The sequence below is a fragment of the Kluyvera ascorbata genome, from assembly GCF_023195735.1.
Lineage (GTDB): Bacteria > Pseudomonadota > Gammaproteobacteria > Enterobacterales > Enterobacteriaceae > Kluyvera > Kluyvera ascorbata.
The window spans coordinates 3,953,127-3,970,439 of record NZ_CP096201.1 but is presented as its reverse complement, the minus strand read 5'-3'; the positions used below and the strand labels follow the sequence as shown (position 1 = coordinate 3,970,439).

Sequence of the window (17,313 nt, the reverse complement as noted above, 5' to 3'; positions counted from 1 at the left end):
TGAAAGGGCGTACTGTCATAGAAACTCTCCTTAGCGGTTATCAAGCTGAGCGCGAACGTTATTCAGCCCGGTGGTGTTGATACGATAGGGCTGACCGTTGACGGACTTGATGAGCTTTTTGGTTTTGAGTTTTTTGAACGTGGCGAGGGTGCAGTCGGTGAGCAACAGCCCTTCTCGGGTGTAGCATTCAACGGCGGTGACGCGGCCTGATGCATCGCGGACGTGCGCGATTCGGCCACCTTTGGCGAGAACGTGTAAGGTACGTTGTTCCTGACGGGATAAATTCATACTGGAAAACCTGTTTAATCATCATGTGCAAAACATGCAAACACACCGCGGTGTCCGCATTCGATTTCGGCGCATTGATAACCAGTCCGGCCTGAAAAGGTCGGGAAGCTGATTATCGGATGATTACATTCTCCAGCATCAAAGCCTCGGGTTGAGTTGAAAGGTATTTACGCGGTGAATGATAACACGTCGTTTTTGAAGGGGTATCCGCAAGGCGGAAAAGTGTGACCGGGTTCGGAAAACGTTATTTGGCTGTTTGCTGTGCGAACACCGATATTGTCCCTCAGTGAGCACTATTATCTTGCCCGTTGCAAAACCACCCCGCCTCCAGTAACCTCATCTCTTTCGGAGCCACAACATGTCCGTCACCGATGCACTCCTTGCCTATACCCTCGCCGCAACGCTTCTGACCTTAACCCCGGGCCTTGATACCGCGCTCATCCTCCGTACTGCGACCGTTGAAGGTGGTCGAAAAGCGTTCCATGCTGCGTTAGGCATTGATGCGGGATGTTTTATCTGGGGCGCGCTGGTGGCCTTTGGGCTCGGCGCTTTACTGGCGGTGTCTGAGTTTGCCTACACGCTGCTGAAATATTGCGGGGCGGCATACCTTTGCTGGTTAGGTATTCAGCTACTCTTGCGCCCGCGCCAGCAGTTCAGCCTCAATCAAGGGGAAGCGAACTCGTCAAACAACTGGTTCCTGCGCGGGATGCTGGGGAACGTGCTGAACCCGAAAATGGGCATCTTTTACGTCTCCTTCTTGCCGCAGTTTATCCCGACCGGGCATTCACCCATCGGCTGGACGTTCCTGTTGGTCACCATCCACGTATTGATCGGCACGCTCTGGTCGCTGACGCTGATTACTGCCACTCGCTACGCCTCTGGAGTGCTGAAAAAGCCTGCTGTGGTGAAATGGATGGATCGCACTACCGGGTGCCTGTTCCTGCTGTTTGCCGCGAAGCTGGCGATGAGCCGACGCTGAGAAAGCAGGGGAGTGACGGGGGCAATCTTCTGGCTACACCGTCTCTCCCCAACTACGCTTTATGATGTCATTCACTCAAACCAAGGCCTTCTTTCATGAGCGAAGTTAAGATCGTAGCCACACTCACGCCTCTCCCCGAACACCTCGACGCCGTCCGCCATGCCGCGAAAGCCATGGTGCCGCTCACCCATCAGGAAGCGGGATGTCTGCAGTACGATCTTCACGAAAGCAGGGCGATTGCGGACGTACGCGTGCTGGCAAACGAAGGCAAAGTGTCGTTCGTGTTTATTGAGCGTTGGAAATCAGAGGACGATTTGAAAAAGCATGTCGCTATGTCCTATCACGACGATTTTCTGGCGATTCTGGATGGCAAGCTGGAAAGTTTGAACGTACAGCGGCTGAGATCGCTATAAATCAGCAAGGACAAGGGAGCGGCAAGCGCCGCCCCCTGGAACATCAGGATTTTGGGAACACCCAGACGTGATTTTCCGGCAGCGACAGGTGGCAGTGCTGCGGGTCGCGCACCTCGTTACCGTAGGCGCGGATGGCAAAATCATCCCCTGAGGTACGGAACAGGTACTCCCAGCGGTCACCGAGGTACATGCTGGTGACCAACGGCAGCTCAAGCTGATTATCTCCCGGCCCATCGACCATCACCACGCGCTCGACGCGGATCACCGCCGTGCCTTCATTGCCCACCTGCACGCCTTCTCCGGCCTGGCCCCATAGCGCCCAGCCGCTACCTTCTACTCGCGCTTTACCGTCGCGGATTTCAGTCACTTTGCCGTGCAGACGGTTGTTGCTGCCCATAAATTCGGCGGTGAACAGCGTTTTCGGCGAGCCGTACATCTCCTGCGGCGTGCCCTGTTGTTCAATTTTGCCATTGTTAAGCAGCAGAATGCGGTCGGAAATCGACATCGCTTCGTTCTGATCGTGCGTCACCATCAGCGCCGAGAGGCCGAGCTTGATGATAAGCTCGCGCAGGAACACGCGAGCCTCTTCGCGCAGCTTGGCGTCGAGGTTGGACAGCGGCTCATCGAGCAGAATCACCGGCGGGTTGTAGACCAGCGCGCGGCCAATCGCCACGCGCTGCTGCTGGCCACCAGAAAGCTGGTGCGGATGGCGTTTGCCCAGATGGCCAAGGCCAAGCTGATCCAGTACGCCCTGCACCCGCTGGTTGATCTCCTGCGTAGGCACTTTACGCAGCTTGAGCGGATAGGCCACGTTCTCAAACACGGTTTTATGCGGCCACAGGGCGTAGGACTGGAACACCAGTCCCAGATTGCGCTCCTCTGCGGGGATTTCGCTACGCGGGGTGCCGTCGTAAACCTTGTTGTTGCCGATAGTAATCGACCCCTGCGTCGGTTTTTCTAATCCCGCGACGGCGCGCAGCAGAGTCGTTTTACCGCTGCCCGATGGCCCCAGCAGCGACACGACTTCGCCGCGCTTGAGGTTCATGGTCACGCCTTTTAACACCGGGTTATCGCCGTAGGTTAAGTGCAGGTTCTCGACCGATAATTCAATCATGTAATTTCACTCCAAAACGAAGGGCAATACCCAGGCCAATCACCACCAACACAATGTTGATAAACGACAGCGCGGCAACAATGTCGATAGCGCCCGCCGCCCACAGAGAAACCAGCATCGAGCCGATGGTCTCCGTGCCCGGCGACAGCAGATAGACGCCCGTTGAGTACTCGCGCTCAAAAATCAGGAACATCAAAAGCCAGGAACCAATCAACCCGTAGCGCGATAGCGGAATGGTCACGTGGCGGGTGATCTGCCCGCGCGAGGCTCCCGTGCTGCGCGCGGCTTCTTCCAGCTCTGGCCCCACCTGCAGCAGCGTTGAGGAGATAAGCCGCAGGCCGTAGGCCATCCACACGACGGTGTAGGCCAGCCAGACGCTGAACATGGTGCTGCGAAGACCGCGCAGCCAGACAATCAGGTTATCGCGCAGCCACTGCGACCATGGCATACCGGAAAGCCAGCCGGATTTCAGCGCGTTATCGAGCCACATCGGTAAGAACAGGAATACCCACAGGAACGCCAGACCGGCGAGCAGGCCGGGGACCGCGCGGGGAACCAGCACGCTGTAGTCGAGGAAGCGGGTGGTGTTATCCGGTTTTCGGTGCATGGCGATGCCGATAAACAGATAGCAGCCTACCGCCAGCGCGCCGCCGATTACGCCAATCGCCATCGAGTTAACGATGGCGCGCAGCAGGTTAGGCTGCTCCCAGATGGTGCGGAAGGTGCTAAGCGATAGCTCATCCCACAGCGAAACGCCTACGCCCCAGTTGGAGATAAAGGCGCGCAGCACCACGCCCATCAGTGGCACACCGATGGTGATGGTTAGCCAGAACGCCACCACGGCACCGGCTATCCAGCGCCATTTGCCAAGCGGCAGCGCGCGGGCCTGTGAAGCCTTGCCCTTCATCGTGACGAAGCGGTTAGCGGTACGCATCAGGCGGCGTTGCAGCATCACCAGCGGAATGGTCAGGCAAATAAGCACCACGGCGACTGCCGCCATCAGGTGGTACGACGGCGTGCCGAGCTTGTTGGTTAACTGGTACAGGTAGGTCGCTAGCACCATGTTGCCTTCCGGGTCGCCCAGCACCAGCATCAGGCCGAACACTTCCAGACCGAGGAAAAACAGCAGCACGACGGCGTACAGAATCGATGGCCGAACCATCGGCAGGCTGACCGAGGTCATCACCTGTAGCGGGGAAGCGCCGGAGATACGCGCGGCCTCTTCCACGTCCGAACTGACGCTTCGCAGCGCCGACGAGATATAGAGGTAGGCGTGTGGCACGTGCGTCAGACCGGCAATCACCACGATGCTCGACATGTCGTAGATGTTCCACGGCACGAAGCCAATCAGTGATTGTGTCCACAGTGACAGAAAGCCCACCGGGCCAGCGGCGACCACGTAGCCAAACGCCAGCACCATCGGCGAGACAAAAATAGGTACCAGGATCAGCGGCTCAATCAACCGTCTGCCGGGCAGGTCGGTACGCACCATCAGGAAGGCCAGAATGCCGCCCAGCGGAATGGCGATGATGACCAGGCCGAAGGCGAGGATAAACCCGCTTTTCAGCGCCTTATAGAAGTCAGGGTCGGTAAAAATAAAGCCAAAAGATTCAAGGCTCCAGGCCTTTGCCGGGGAGAAAAACGGCGCGGACAGGAAGCTTTGTATCACGATAAACGACAGCGGCGTGTAGATTGCCAGCGCGGTTATCAGCACGACGATGCCGCGCGGCAGGCTCTGCCACTTTCTACGTAATGCGTTCATAAGCGAAGAGATCCGATAACACGAATTCAGGAAGCGAGAACACAGCGCGCCAGCGAAGGCGCGCGTGATTCAGGCGCTTATTTGGCCGCGGCTTCACGCCACTGTTTGATGTAGTCCAGGCGTTTTTTCGGCTGTAGGTATTCCAGTAATGATTCATCAACCGGGATTGGCTTCAGCGCGTTACCCAGCATTTTGGTCATCCCATCGATGTCGTTTTTGCCTTCGATATCGTTGCGGATAGACGGGATATCCGCCTGGTTTGCCAGAATGTTCTGCCCTTTTTCAGACAGCACGTAGTCCATCCACAGCTTGGCGGCGTTGCTGTGCTCGGCCTGCTGGCTGATGAAGGAGACGCGCGACAGCACCAGGGTGTAATCCTTCGGATAGGAGATACCCAGTGACGGGTCAGTTTTGGCGCGCGCTTCGGCGTAGGAGCCGAGGATGTTGTAGCCAATCAGGTTTTCACCCGAAGAGACCCTTTCCATCATCGTGCCGGTGGAGGACTGCACCGCTAAGCCGCCTTTGGCTACGTCGGCCAGCGTTTTGAAGTAGTTAGGATCGGCTTTGTAATCCATAACTGACAGCATAAAGCCAACGCCGGATTTTTCGATATCGTAGGTAGTGACTTTGCTTTTGAATTTATCGACCTGACCGGCAACCAACTTCGCCAGCGCGGCGTGTGAGTCCGGCACGTCAGCCGCTGGGATCAGGCGTTTGTTGTAGATAAACACCACCGGTTCATAGGTGGTGCCGTAGGCCTTGTTATGCCAGACCGCCCATTTCGGCAGCTGTTTTTGTTCGGCAGAAACGTACTCCATGGCGTAATCGGTCGCGAGCTTCATCGCGGTGTCCATGGAAGAGCTCCAGACCACATCACCGCTGCCGCCGCCGGAGGCTTGCTCGCTGATGAAGCGGTTGTACAGTTCGGTGCTGTTCATGTCGTTGTATTCGACTTTGATGCCCGGGTAGGCGGCTTCAAAGCCCTGAATCAGCGGCCCGGCCGCTTTGGTGTCGGTGGTGGAGTAGATAACCACTTTGCCTTCTTTGGTGGCGGCATCGACGACTTTTTGGTAGTCGGCCGGATAGCCCTGAGGTAGCGCTGACAGGGCGGAGAACGACATGAAAACGGTAGCAGAGAGTAGGGAGATACGGAAAGTGTTCGACATTATTATTAACCTTTTAGTTACGTTTGAAGAACTAAAAGTCAACATAGCGGATGGGGAGAGGGAGGCAATAGGGGGGAGATAACCGGCTGGTGGAAATGTGATTGTTGGCGTTGTTTCGGCAATTAACACCATAGAAACCGCGAGTGTGGGGATTTGAAAGAACGGAATGCTCGCCGTTATATGCCGGATAAGCGAAGCGTCATCCGGCATACAGCAATTGCTACTCCTGAGCTCCCCTTCGATACAACCGCCGTGGATGCCCAATACTCCCATACTGAATTTCAATCACAACAAACCCAATCTCCACGCAGTACTCCAGATACCGACGCCCCGTCGTCTTACTGATCCCCGCCTCCTCGACCACCTGCTCAACCGACCAACTCACCGCCGGATGGTCGCAAAAAATCCTTTGCACCCGCGCCAGCGTCGCAGGCTCAATCCCCTTGGTCGACGGCTGCCCCGCAGCCTCCCCAGCAGGCAAATTGAACAGCTTATCCAGCGCGTGCTGATCCACCACTTTCACCTGTCGCAGCGTATGCTCCAGCAGCATAAACCGCTCCAGCGACGCCTGCAGACGGTGGGCGAACACCGGCTTTATCAGATAATCAAAGGCCCCGCTGCGCATCGCATGGCTACAGGTCTGCATATCGCTGGCGGCGGTAATGAAAATGACTGAACACTCAAACTGCTTGAGCAGAGGACTGCCGATAAGCTCGACGCCCTGGCCGTCCGGCAAATAGTTGTCCAGCAGCACCAGACGCGGTCGATGGCGGAGTATCAGATCATGCGCCTGCGCCAGCGTGCTGGCTATCCCCACCACACGAAGACGGAAGTTTTGCTCAATAAACTCCCGATGCAGCTGCGCCAGATGCGGTTCATCTTCAACAATAACAACCTCAAGAGGGCGGATATCAGTCATGAGAAAGTCCTGCGGCCAGAGGGGGCTGGAATGGGATGAAAACCGAAAACACGGTCCCTTGCGGGGAATTATCGCTGATTTCGATGCTGCCGCCCGCCCGGCGCACGTAGCCGGCAACCAGGTACAGACCGATACCGTGCTCTGACCCGGTTAACTCGCTGCCGTCGGCGGGCTTACTGGTAAACCCTTGCTCAAAGATGTGCGGCTTCATCGCTTCATCAACGCCACCGCCCTGGTCGGCGACCTCAATCACCAGCTCGTGGTTGCGGTCAGAAATATACACTTCGACCGGCGTATTGCGCGCCGGGGTGTTCAGGGTGGCGTCAATCGCGTTATCGACCAGATTACCTATCACCGACATCAACTCCGTCTCGCTCATTCCTTGCGGCAGGCGCGAAAGCTGGCAGGCCGGGTCGAACGTCAGCGTAATGCCTTTTTCTCGTGCGCCAACGTATTTACCCAACAGCAGGCCGCACAGCGCCGGGGAGGTAAACTGGGTTGAGAGGAAATCCAGCGCCTGCTGAGCGCCTTCCGACTGCACCCGGATATAGCGCAGGGCGTCGTCGTAGCGCTGCATTTGCAGCAGGCCAACCAGCGTCGCGGTCCAGTTAAGCTGCTCGTGGCGCATCATGCGCAAGTTATCCGCGTAGCGGGTCACCTGGCTTAGCTGGCTGCTGAGCGTCGTAATGTCGTTTTTGTCACGGAAGCTGAAAACCCAGCCGCTTTGCGTACCCGGCTCTACCTCAATGGCGACGCGGTTGACGATGGTTTCCCGATGATTCAGGACGGTGATGTGATCGTGATGACGGCTATCATAGGCCGTATTACCCGGCGCAAAAAAGGCCGGAGGCAGTTGAATGACCTCATCCAGCGGCTTGCCGAGCAGCGCCTGCTCACTCTGGCGAAGGTTAAGCATCTCTCGGGCGGCACGATTGATGAGGATGAGCTGTTTATCGGCGTTGACCGCAAAGACCCCTTCGTACATCGCCTCCAGTAGCGCCTTTTGTTGCAGCACCAGTTGGGCGATATCTTTCGGCTCGAGGCCGAACATCTGCTTTTTTAGCGTGCGGGCCAGCACCCAGGAAAACATAAACAGCAGCAACAGCAGAGCAATGCCGTACAGCCCGGTACGCCACAGCAGGCGGGCGTTGATATTGGCGATATACGAGGTGAGATAGCCGACGGAGACAATGCCGATCACCTGATGTTGGCTATCAAAAATGGGTGCCTTGCTGCGAAGCGAAACGCCAATCCCGCCTTTGCGTATCGAGATAATGGTTTTGCCCTGCAGTACTTCGGCGTTATCGCCGCCGATCATCGGCAGGTTGAGCCGCTCTGGTGATTCCGAATGGTAAAGGTGCTGCTCGCGGGCGTCGCCCACCACAATGTAGCTGGCGTCACTTTCGGCCCGCAGCGGCTGAATGAGCCGTGCGATAGCCGGAATATCCCGCTGCTCGACCAGTTGCGCCAACCCCGGCATCAGCGCAATTTCACTGGCCTGTATCCGCGCCCGCTGCCCTAAATCATGGTGTAGCTGGCGGTCGATAAAGTGAAACAGCAGCGCGCCGAGCAGCGCCAGTAGCAGGCAGGAGAAGGCCAGCAGCGAAAGAAACAGCTTCATCTGAAAGGTCAATCTGTGCTTCATACGGTCGCCGTGGCCAGAGCAGAGAGGATCATCTGAAAAGCCTATCATGCGAAAATACGAACCGTAATCGGGTGACCACAGAGTTGTGAGCTGCCTACATTCTCCGGGTCAAAGCCAGACTATAAACGGGAAACAGAAACGGCACTACACGATAACGGACACGCCGTGGCTGTCTAATGCGCTCTTCAGCGGCGCATCCAGCTCACAGTCGACAATTAATGTACTTGCCAGGTTCAGGTCGCCAATGGCAAAGGCCGAAGCGGCGTTAATTTTTTCCTGCGAGGCCATGACGATGGTTTCCGAAGCTCGCTCGCTGAGCAGACGCTTCACGCCCGCCTCTTCGAAGCTGCCGGTGGTAAAGCCCGCGCGGTGATGGACCCCGGTCACGCCCATAAAAAACAGGTCGGCGTTAATGCGATTCGCTGATTCGCTCAGAGCAGAGCCGGTGGTGACAACGGAGTGTTTAAATAGCGTCCCGCCCAGCAAAATCACTTCAATGGCCGGGTAATCAATCAGCCCAACCGCAATGCTCGGGCTGTGGGTGACAACGGTGAAGGGCAGGTCGTGTGGCAGCAGTTTGATCATTTCGGTGGTGGTTGTACCGCCATCAATAATCACAACCTGGCCTGCGCCGATAAGCGATACGGCCTTCTGGGCGATGGTTTTTTTTGCGTCTATCTGCACGCTTTTTCTTGCTTCAAACGGCGCAATGGCGGCAGAAACCGGCAGCGCTCCACCATGGACGCGCTGTAACAGCCCGGCGGCGGCAAGCTCTCTTAAATCACGGCGAATCGAGTCTTCTGATACCTGAAATTGTTGGCTTAACTCGGTGGAGTGTACCTGCTTATCCCGGGCCAGAATCGCCAGGATCTGCTGTTTTCGTTGGCTGGCTAACATGTTTTCTCTCATGCGTGTTTTTTCTTGATGTTGCATGATTGTGCATGGTAGCTTGCAAAATGTCATCTACAGGAGAGAAAAAATGAGCGCTATTGAGCCGTTAGTGAGAAATATTCATTCTCAGCTGCTTTCTGACGACTGGTATACCCTGAAGAAATACACGTTTGAACTGCGTCGCCGCGACGGAACCTGGCAGCAGCAGAGCCGCGAAGCCTATGACCGCGGCCACGGCGCGGTGGTGCTGCTGTACAATCGCCGCAAAAAAACGGTTGTCCTGACGCGTCAGTTCAGAATGCCGGTTTACCTCCATGACGGCAACGGCCTGTTAATCGAAGCGGCGGCGGGGTTGCTCGACAGCGCTTCTCCAGAAACCCGCATTATCGCCGAAGCGGAAGAGGAAACTGGGTTTCGCATTACGCACATCGAGCCGGTCTTTCGCGCCTTTATGAGCCCGGGCTCGGTGACGGAAAAACTGTGGTTCTTTATTGCGGAGTACCGGGATGAGGATCGCGTTAGCCGCGGCGGCGGTGTGGAAGAAGAGGGCGAAGATATTGAGGTGCTGGAGTGGCCGCTGGAACGCGCGCTTCAGGCGGTGGCGAGCGGCGAGATAATGGATGCGAAGACCATTATGCTACTGCAATATCTGGCGTTAAATAGAACGTTGGGTGAATAGCCAAAGCAAAAAAAGGTGCACAACCGTGCACCTAAAGGAGAGACAAACACACTCCAATTCACTAAAAAACGCCTTACCGGCCTACAATGGAGACTTCCTGCGTTACAGCGCCTGGGTGAACGTCCTTGAGATAACATCCTGCTGCTGCTCGCGCGTCAGCGCATTAAAGCGCACCGCATAGCCTGAAACGCGAATCGTCAGGTTCGGATAGTTCTCCGGATGTTGGATGGCATCCAGCAGCATCTCCCGGTTGAGCACGTTCACGTTCAGATGCTGCCCGCCTTCGACGTGGGCTTCGTGGTGGAAGTAGCCATCGAGCAACCCGACCAGGTTGGTTTTCCGCACCGCGTCTTCTTTGCCCAGCGCCGCTGGCACAATGGAGAAGGTGTAGGAAATCCCGTCCTTGGCGTAGGTGAACGGCAGTTTTGCCACGGAGGTGAGCGAGGCGACGGCGCCTTTACGGTCGCGTCCGTGCATTGGGTTTGCCCCAGGCGCGAACGGCGTGCCGCCGCGGCGGCCATCCGGCGTATTCCCGGTTTTCTGGCCGTACACTACGTTGGAGGTGATGGTCAAAATGGACTGCGTTGGTACGGCGTTGCGGTAGGTTGGCAGCACCTGGATTTTCTTCATAAAGCGCTCGACCAAATCACAGGCAATGCTGTCCACGCGCTCATCGTTGTTACCGTACTGCGGATATTCCCCTTCAATTACAAAATCGACCGCCAGCCCGGTATGGTCGCGCACCGGTTTCACCTGCGCGTATTTAATGGCCGAGAGGGAGTCCGCCGCTACCGACAGCCCGGCGATGCCGCAGGCCATGGTGCGATAAACGTCGCGATCGTGCAGCGCCATCAACGAGGCTTCGTAGCTGTATTTATCGTGCATGTAATGGATGATGTTCAGCGCGCTGATGTACTGCACCGCCAGCCAGTCCATAAAGTGGTCCAGGCTATCCATCACCGTCTCGTAGTCGAGTACCTCGTCCATCAGCGGGGCGGTTTTTGGCCCCACCTGAATCTTCAGCTTTTCGTCCACGCCGCCGTTGATTGCGTACAGCAAGGTTTTGGCGAGGTTGGCGCGCGCACCGAAGAACTGCATCTGCTTGCCGATAACCATCGGGCTGACGCAGCAGGCAATCGCATAATCATCGCTGTTAAAGTCGGCGCGCATCAGGTCGTCGTTCTCGTACTGCAAGGAAGAGGTGACGATAGAAACCTGGGCGGCATACTTTTTAAACGCCACCGGCAGCGCTTCTGACCACAGCACCGTCAGGTTTGGCTCCGGCGCTGGCCCCATGGTGTGCAGAGTATGCAGATAGCGGAACGAGTTTTTGGTGACCAGCGTCCGGCCGTCCAGCCCCATACCGCCAATCACCTCGGTGGCCCAGATAGGGTCGCCGGAGAACAGCGTGTCGAACTCCGGCGTACGCAGGAAGCGCACCATGCGGATCTTCATAATAAAGTGGTCGATAAGCTCCTGCGCCTGCTGCTCGTTCAGCAGCCCGGCTTTAACATCGCGCTCAATGTAGATATCGAGGAACGATGCGGTGCGCCCCAACGACATGGCACCGCCATTTTGTGATTTCACCGCCGCGAGGTAGGCAAAGTAGAGCCACTGCACCGCTTCCTGTGCGTTGCGCGCCGGGCGTGAAATATCGCAGCCGTATTTTGCGGCCATCTCCTGCATTTGCAGCAGCGCACGGCGGTGTTCCGCCAGCTCTTCGCGCAGACGAATGGTGGCCTCAAGCTGTTGTCCCCACTCAAGGTTAGACTGGAGGTCGGCAAACTGTTGCTCGCGCTCGCGCACCAGGTACTGAATGCCGTACAGCGCTACGCGGCGGTAGTCGCCAATGATACGTCCGCGGCCATAGCCATCCGGTAAACCGGTCAGCACGCCGGATTTACGACAGCGCAGCATATCCGGAGAATAAGCATCGAACACGCCCTGGTTGTGGGTTTTGCGCAGCTCGGTGAACAGGTATTCGAAGCTGGGGTCCATCTCGCGACCGTAGGCATCGAACGAGCTTTTGATCATGTTGACGCCGCCATAAGGGTGCAGCGCACGCTTGAGCGGTTTATCGGTTTGCAGACCAACAATCTTTTCCAGACTCTGGTCGATATAGCCCGCGTCATGGGCGGTAATGGTGGTGGCAACATTGGTATCGAAGTCGACCGGCGCATGTGTGGCGTTTTCGATGCGAATACCGGCCATTACCTTCTCCCAGAGGGCGAGGGTCGCGGACGTTGCTTCGGCCAGGAAAGACTCATCGCCTTCATATGGCGTGTAGTTATGCTGAATAAAATCACGGACGTTAATCTCTTCTTTCCAGTCCGTGCCGTTAAATCCCTGCCACGCGTCGGCGTACAGACTCTCGCCGGTATCGATATTTACCTTCATGGAATTCTCTCTGCTGACTAACCGTTAATTATGCGTATTCGACGCTGGCGCTCATTTCGCCTAAATAAATCGCATCGAGGGCAATCATCTTTTCTTCATTGGTTGGAATGACGGTGCAAATAACGCGTGCATCTTCCCTGGAAATAATTCGCTCACCATAGGAATTAGGTAAGCTATTTCTGTCGCTGTCGATATTCACGCCCAGCACCTCCAGATGTTCAATCACCAGTCGACGAATTAATGCCGAATTTTCGCCAATCCCGCCGGTAAAAATAATGCCGTCGAGGCGATGTAATGACGCGGCGTGTCCGGCAATATGGCGGGCGATGCGGTGCACGAAAGTTTTAATCGCCAGCTGTGCGCGTTCATGCCCTTCGTGCCAGGCTTTTTCCAGCACCCGTAGGTCGGAAGAGAGCCCAGAAATACCGAGCAGGCCGGACTCTTTATTCACCACGCGTTCCAGGTCACCGAGCGTCTGCTGGGTTTCACTCGCTACCCACGCCATGGCGCCGAAGTCGACATCACCGCTGCGGGTGCCCATCATCAGCCCTTCGAGCGGTGTCATGCCCATTGAGGTATCAACGCTTTGCCCGTTGCGCACCGCGCAGATAGAGGCGCCATTACCAAGGTGGGCGACCACCAGGCCGGAGTCCTGCTCCGGTAGGCTAAGCAGGTCGTGAGCACGCTGGGAAACGTAGCGGTGCGACGTCCCGTGGAAGCCGTAACGGCGCACGCCGAGCTCCTCGTAATATTTCCACGGCAGGCCGTACAGGTAAGCCTCAGGCGGCATGGTCTGGTGGAAGCTGGTATCAAATACCGCTACCTGGGTCACGCCGGGGAAAAGTTGCTGCGCTGATTCAATACCGCTGAGGTTGGCATAATTATGGAGTGGAGCCAGCGGAGAGACCCGGCGAATATTATCAATGACCTCGTCGGTAATAATGGCCGACTCGGTAAAGATATTTCCGCCGTGGGCAATTCGGTGGCCAATTAAGGCCACGCTGTCATTTAAATCACGCTTTTCAAGTTCAAAGGCAATCGCCTTTAATGCGCCTTCGTAGCGGTGGTGAGCCAGCGTGGCTGGCTCACCTCCATTTACGGATAAGAACGCATTTTCAGTGTTAATACCGTCAGCAATACCCGCCATTAATACATCGCAGTTGGTTGCATCCAATACTGAAAACTTAATTGAAGATGATCCACAGTTAATGACTAATACGACCGGGAATTCATTCATTTTACGACTCATCCTGAGTTCACAGATTAAAACAGTTTGTACACGATGTTCAGAATGGTCAGCAGACCAATAGCGGTGACAAACACGTTATCTAAACGACCACGGTATTTCGCCAGCGATGGCGCTTTACGAATGGCGTACATTGGCAGCAGGCAGAGCAGCGACGCGATAATCGGTGCGCCCATGGCTTCAATCAGGTCCAGAATGTTCGGGTTGGCGTAAGCGACAACCCAAGTGGAGCCCATGATGAAGATCATGCTGATGGTGTTCAGTTTCCCGGAGGAGACCTTGGTTTTATCGCCTTTATAACCAAACTTCAGCACCAGACCGTTCAGCCCTTCCAGCGTGCCAAGGTAGTGGCCGAAGAAGGATTTGAAGATAGCCACCAGTGCGATGATGGAAGCGCCATATTCAAGCGTGGTGGCGAAGGTCGACTTCGTGCCCGCCATGGAAGAGAAGTGGTTTGCCAGATAAGAGAGCACCGGAATGTTCTGCGCTTTGGCTTCCGCCATGTTCTGCGGGGAGAGCGTAAACAGGCAGCTAAAGGCGAAGAACATCACCACGGCCACCATCAGGACGCTGGCGCGAGAGATAATCTGCGAACATTTCTGCTCGGTAAACTCACGGCCGAAGTCTTTCTCATACTCTTCGCGCTTGGAGACCACGAATGAAGAGACGATTGGCGAAAAGTTGAAGGAGAACACCATGATGGAGATACCCAGCCACACGGTGACCAGAATGCCGTCGTGCCCGGTCAGCGCGATATTGCTGAGGTCGACCTGATCGATAGCGGCAGAGTTCCAGTAAGGGATCAGCGACAGGGAAATCAGCACCAGGCAGGCAATGAATGGCCAGACCAGGTAGCTCATCACTTTCACCATCAGATCTTTACCAAACCAGATAACAAAGGCCATCAGCAGCAGCAAGAACAGGGCGACGAAGCCGCGGTTCAGCGCCGGCATTTGCAGCTGGTTTTCCCAGAAGGTCATAAAGGTGTTGGTGATGGTGACGCCATAAATCCACAGCAGTGGGCAGATGGCGAAGAAGTACAGGAAGGTGATCACCACGCCCCCCGTCTTACCAAAATGCTCTTCTACCGTCTCGGTGATGTTACCGGATGGATTTGACCCCGACAGGCACAGGCGCGCCAGCGCACGGTGGCAATAAAACGCAATGGGGTAAGCCAGCACCAGCATCAGCAGAATGGGAATCAGCCCCCCAAACCCGGCGCGAATCGGGAAGAACAGCACCCCGGCACCGATAGCGGTACCAAATAAACCCAGTGTCCACGTTGTATCTGATTTACGCCAGACTGACTGTTTGGTCTGGCTGGATATAATGCTTTCAGTAGTACTCATATCCTATCCTCAACGAAGTTAAATAGTAGAATTAAGCGTCAACTAAACCGGTAATTTGCGATACACGAGACAAGTCGATATTCCCGCCAGAAATAATGCTGACCGTTTTTCGGTTTTTGATATAGCTATCTAATTTGCCGCTTAATAATGCCGCACAGGCTAAAGCGCCAGCGCCTTCGGTGACGACTTTATTACGCTGAATAAGGGCAATCATGCTTTTGCGAATTTCATCTTCGTTGACCAGAACAATATCATCCACGAGGTCACGAACAATTTCGTAGGTTAAATTACCCGGGCGGGAAACGTCACAGCCATCCGCCAGGGTGCCGGTCGTTCGGTGCGTGGTTATATTTCCGGCATAATAAGAGGCGGCCATGCCGTGAACGTTCTCTGACTGTACGCCAATCACTTTAATGGTAGGGTTAATTGATTTAATGGCGATAGCAATACCGGCAATTAAACCGCCGCCGCCGATAGGTACAATTACATTATCCACGTCATACAGGTCTTCGAGAATCTCCAGACCAATGGTGCCTTGCCCGGCAATGACTTTCGGGTCGTCGTACGGCGGGATAAAAATGCGGCCTTCCATTTCGACAATTTCGCTAACCTTAGCGATGGTATCGTTGAAGTTATCGCCGTGCAGCACCACTTCAGCCGAGTAATCGCAGGTGGCGGCGACTTTAGACTTCGGCGCGCCTTTTGGCATCACCACTTTGCCATCAATACCGAGCATCGCACAGGAGAGCGAAACCCCCTGTGCATGGTTACCCGCAGAGCAGGCGACAACGCCCTTACGTCTTTCGGCTTCAGTCAGGGAACTCAGTTTATTAAAGGCACCGCGAATCTTAAATGAGCCGGTACGCTGCATGTTTTCAAATTTAAGGAAAATATCGCCTTTGCACTGTTCGCTAAAGTAATTAGAGCGAGGCATGCCGGTCTTATAAATTTTACCCGCGAGGCGTTTTTTGGCTTCAATAATATCTTCAATAGCAACCGGGAGATCGTATGTAATATGCATTATAACCTCATAACCAGAGTGTTAGGGTAATAGATATTCGTCACCGCTGACCGATATGACGATCGGCGGTATAGGTATTAGATATTTAAAATTACTGGCTTATTTTGAATTTATTATTTGCTTTCGCCTGCGTCCATTACAGGCTGAGTATTCCTTCGCTAATTGCACCAGAATTGATGCGGCTTTTTTAATCCGGTAATTCTTTGACCATATTGCGGCATAGCGCGCAATGGGTAATGTTTCTTCAACCTCGAGCGTAATAAACTGGTCGGAGCCAAAAGGTGCGGTCATATCACAGGGAATAACCGTCAGGAAATCGGCATTGAGAACAAGATTATAAATGGTGACAACGGAGTCCGTTTTAACAATGTTTTCGATGCTGATGCCGTTTCGCTGTAGCGTAATAAGTAGCTCACTGTAGTAACCCATATTGGTTTGTGGCAATACCCACTGCGCCTCTTTCAGTGATTCCAGCGGGGTATTGCCGGCGCACGTTCGGGACTTATTGGCCACGACGACAAACTCTGATTCAAACAGCGGTTCGACGTGCAGGTCCTGTAGCTTCATCTCGTCGCTCAACGTGCCGATGGCGAAATCCAGACGGCCATCGCGCAGCGCAGGCAGGAACGAGGAGAGCTGCGCTTCGAACATCGAGATCTGTACCTTCGGGAACACCTCTTTAAACTTCTGAATCATGTCAGACATAAAGGTGAAGCCAATCAGCGAAGGGAAACCGAAGGAGACATCAATAGCGGCATCGTCCGTCATGCTGTTCATCTCATTCACCATGTTCGTCATCTCACGGGTGATGGACTCAGACCAGGTCAGCAGTACCTGGCCCGGATGAGTCAACGTTACGCCGGTATTTTTTCTGACGATGACCTCTGCGCCAAAGTAAGCTTCAATATCGCTAATGATTTTACTGACCGCGGGCTGCGTTAATCCTAATTCTTTTGCCGCTGAGCCGATAGAACCACTCCGGATCACCTCCTGAAAAACCACCAGATTTTGTATTTTTGGGAGATTTAATGTGTTCATAACGATCCGTGTTAATTGCCTCGTTGACGGGAAGAAGTGTAACAAATTAATTGACTGGGGATTTGTGCGAGTACTCACAAATTGCCTTTTGGTGAATTATTACACGCTATGCGTTTTCTTAAAAATCATTTAATATCAATATGTTATGTTTTATATATAACGCTTTCATCTGACTTTTATCAAAAAATAATGGGGGGATAAAAATATTTTATGCCGATAACGGTGACTATTTTTTGACGTTGTTAATAATCGCCATTTGGCGATCTTTCAAGCAATTATCGAGTAATTAACGGCCAGAAAATGGATTAAATTTAATGTGTAATTTATCAAATTAAATTTTAAATGAAGCATTATCCTTATTAAAGAATGCCTGGGGTCACACTTTTTTTCCATAATTGTTCTGAAA

15 protein-coding genes are annotated in these 17,313 nt (G+C 54.4%); 3 read left to right on the top strand and 12 right to left on the bottom strand.

The window, feature by feature from the left end; genetic code table 11:
- Window positions 1-30: 30 nt before the first annotated feature.
- On the bottom strand, window positions 31-288 hold the full coding sequence (locus MY052_RS19015) for a YjhX family toxin (RefSeq protein WP_004131894.1): 258 nt from the start codon (window positions 286-288) through the stop codon (window positions 31-33).
- A 358-nt stretch (window positions 289-646) separates the two neighbouring features.
- Here MY052_RS19015 and MY052_RS19010 point away from each other — a divergent pair, with 358 nt between their 5' ends.
- Together MY052_RS19010 and MY052_RS19005 are read left to right on the top strand one after the other, a co-directional pair.
- Window positions 647-1,267: a LysE family translocator gene (locus tag MY052_RS19010; RefSeq protein WP_115074505.1), complete on the top strand. Its 621-nt coding sequence runs from the start codon at window positions 647-649 to the stop codon at window positions 1,265-1,267.
- A 95-nt stretch (window positions 1,268-1,362) separates the two neighbouring features.
- Window positions 1,363-1,680 (top strand): putative quinol monooxygenase, encoded by a 318-nt coding sequence (locus MY052_RS19005; protein ID WP_248537636.1) that lies wholly within the window; start codon window positions 1,363-1,365, stop codon window positions 1,678-1,680.
- A gap of 43 nt (window positions 1,681-1,723) precedes the next feature.
- Here the strand turns inward: MY052_RS19005 and MY052_RS19000 are convergent, their stop codons facing one another.
- The 6 genes from MY052_RS19000 to MY052_RS18975 form a co-directional block, all read right to left on the bottom strand.
- Window positions 1,724-2,794: an ABC transporter ATP-binding protein gene (locus MY052_RS19000; protein ID WP_248537635.1), complete on the bottom strand. Its 1,071-nt coding sequence runs from the start codon at window positions 2,792-2,794 to the stop codon at window positions 1,724-1,726.
- Window positions 2,787-4,556 carry an ABC transporter permease gene (locus MY052_RS18995; protein WP_115074511.1) on the bottom strand — a complete coding sequence of 590 codons (1,770 nt, stop codon included), beginning with the start codon at window positions 4,554-4,556 and terminating at the stop codon, window positions 2,787-2,789. Before MY052_RS18995 ends, MY052_RS19000 begins: the two co-directional genes overlap by 8 nt.
- Before the next feature lie 77 nt (window positions 4,557-4,633).
- The gene (locus MY052_RS18990; protein WP_115074513.1) at window positions 4,634-5,722 is read right to left on the bottom strand and encodes an ABC transporter substrate-binding protein; all 1,089 of its coding nucleotides are present in this window, start codon (window positions 5,720-5,722) and stop codon (window positions 4,634-4,636) included.
- A gap of 220 nt (window positions 5,723-5,942) precedes the next feature.
- A complete protein-coding gene (locus tag MY052_RS18985; protein ID WP_115074515.1) occupies window positions 5,943-6,641 on the bottom strand; it encodes a response regulator in 699 nt (232 codons plus the stop codon).
- The gene (locus tag MY052_RS18980) at window positions 6,634-8,286 is read right to left on the bottom strand and encodes an ATP-binding protein (RefSeq protein ID WP_115074517.1); all 1,653 of its coding nucleotides are present in this window, start codon (window positions 8,284-8,286) and stop codon (window positions 6,634-6,636) included. The genes MY052_RS18985 and MY052_RS18980 overlap by 8 nt, the downstream gene beginning before the upstream one ends.
- A gap of 144 nt (window positions 8,287-8,430) precedes the next feature.
- Complete coding sequence (locus MY052_RS18975; RefSeq protein WP_115074519.1) at window positions 8,431-9,183, bottom strand: DeoR/GlpR family DNA-binding transcription regulator; 753 nt, start codon at window positions 9,181-9,183, stop codon at window positions 8,431-8,433.
- 82 nt (window positions 9,184-9,265) lie between these two features.
- On the opposite strand from MY052_RS18975, the gene MY052_RS18970 reads away from it, so the two are divergent.
- Window positions 9,266-9,856: an NUDIX hydrolase gene (locus MY052_RS18970; RefSeq protein ID WP_248537634.1), complete on the top strand. Its 591-nt coding sequence runs from the start codon at window positions 9,266-9,268 to the stop codon at window positions 9,854-9,856.
- 102 nt (window positions 9,857-9,958) lie between these two features.
- Here MY052_RS18970 and pflB read toward each other — a convergent pair whose 3' ends face one another.
- The 5 genes from pflB to tdcA form a co-directional block, all read right to left on the bottom strand.
- Window positions 9,959-12,253 (bottom strand): formate C-acetyltransferase, encoded by a 2,295-nt coding sequence (gene pflB / locus MY052_RS18965; RefSeq protein ID WP_115074523.1) that lies wholly within the window; start codon window positions 12,251-12,253, stop codon window positions 9,959-9,961.
- A 28-nt stretch (window positions 12,254-12,281) separates the two neighbouring features.
- The gene (gene tdcD, locus MY052_RS18960) at window positions 12,282-13,490 is read right to left on the bottom strand and encodes a propionate kinase (RefSeq protein ID WP_248537633.1); all 1,209 of its coding nucleotides are present in this window, start codon (window positions 13,488-13,490) and stop codon (window positions 12,282-12,284) included.
- Window positions 13,491-13,516: 26 nt separating this feature from the next.
- Complete coding sequence (gene tdcC / locus MY052_RS18955) at window positions 13,517-14,848, bottom strand: threonine/serine transporter TdcC (RefSeq protein WP_248537632.1); 1,332 nt, start codon at window positions 14,846-14,848, stop codon at window positions 13,517-13,519.
- Between the two features lie 31 nt (window positions 14,849-14,879).
- On the bottom strand, window positions 14,880-15,869 hold the full coding sequence (tdcB, locus tag MY052_RS18950; protein WP_123649952.1) for a bifunctional threonine ammonia-lyase/L-serine ammonia-lyase TdcB: 990 nt from the start codon (window positions 15,867-15,869) through the stop codon (window positions 14,880-14,882).
- Between the two features lie 99 nt (window positions 15,870-15,968).
- Window positions 15,969-16,907, bottom strand: coding sequence for a transcriptional regulator TdcA (gene tdcA, locus MY052_RS18945; protein ID WP_035897037.1), 939 nt, complete (start codon window positions 16,905-16,907; stop codon window positions 15,969-15,971).
- Between the last annotated feature and the right edge of the window lie 406 nt (window positions 16,908-17,313).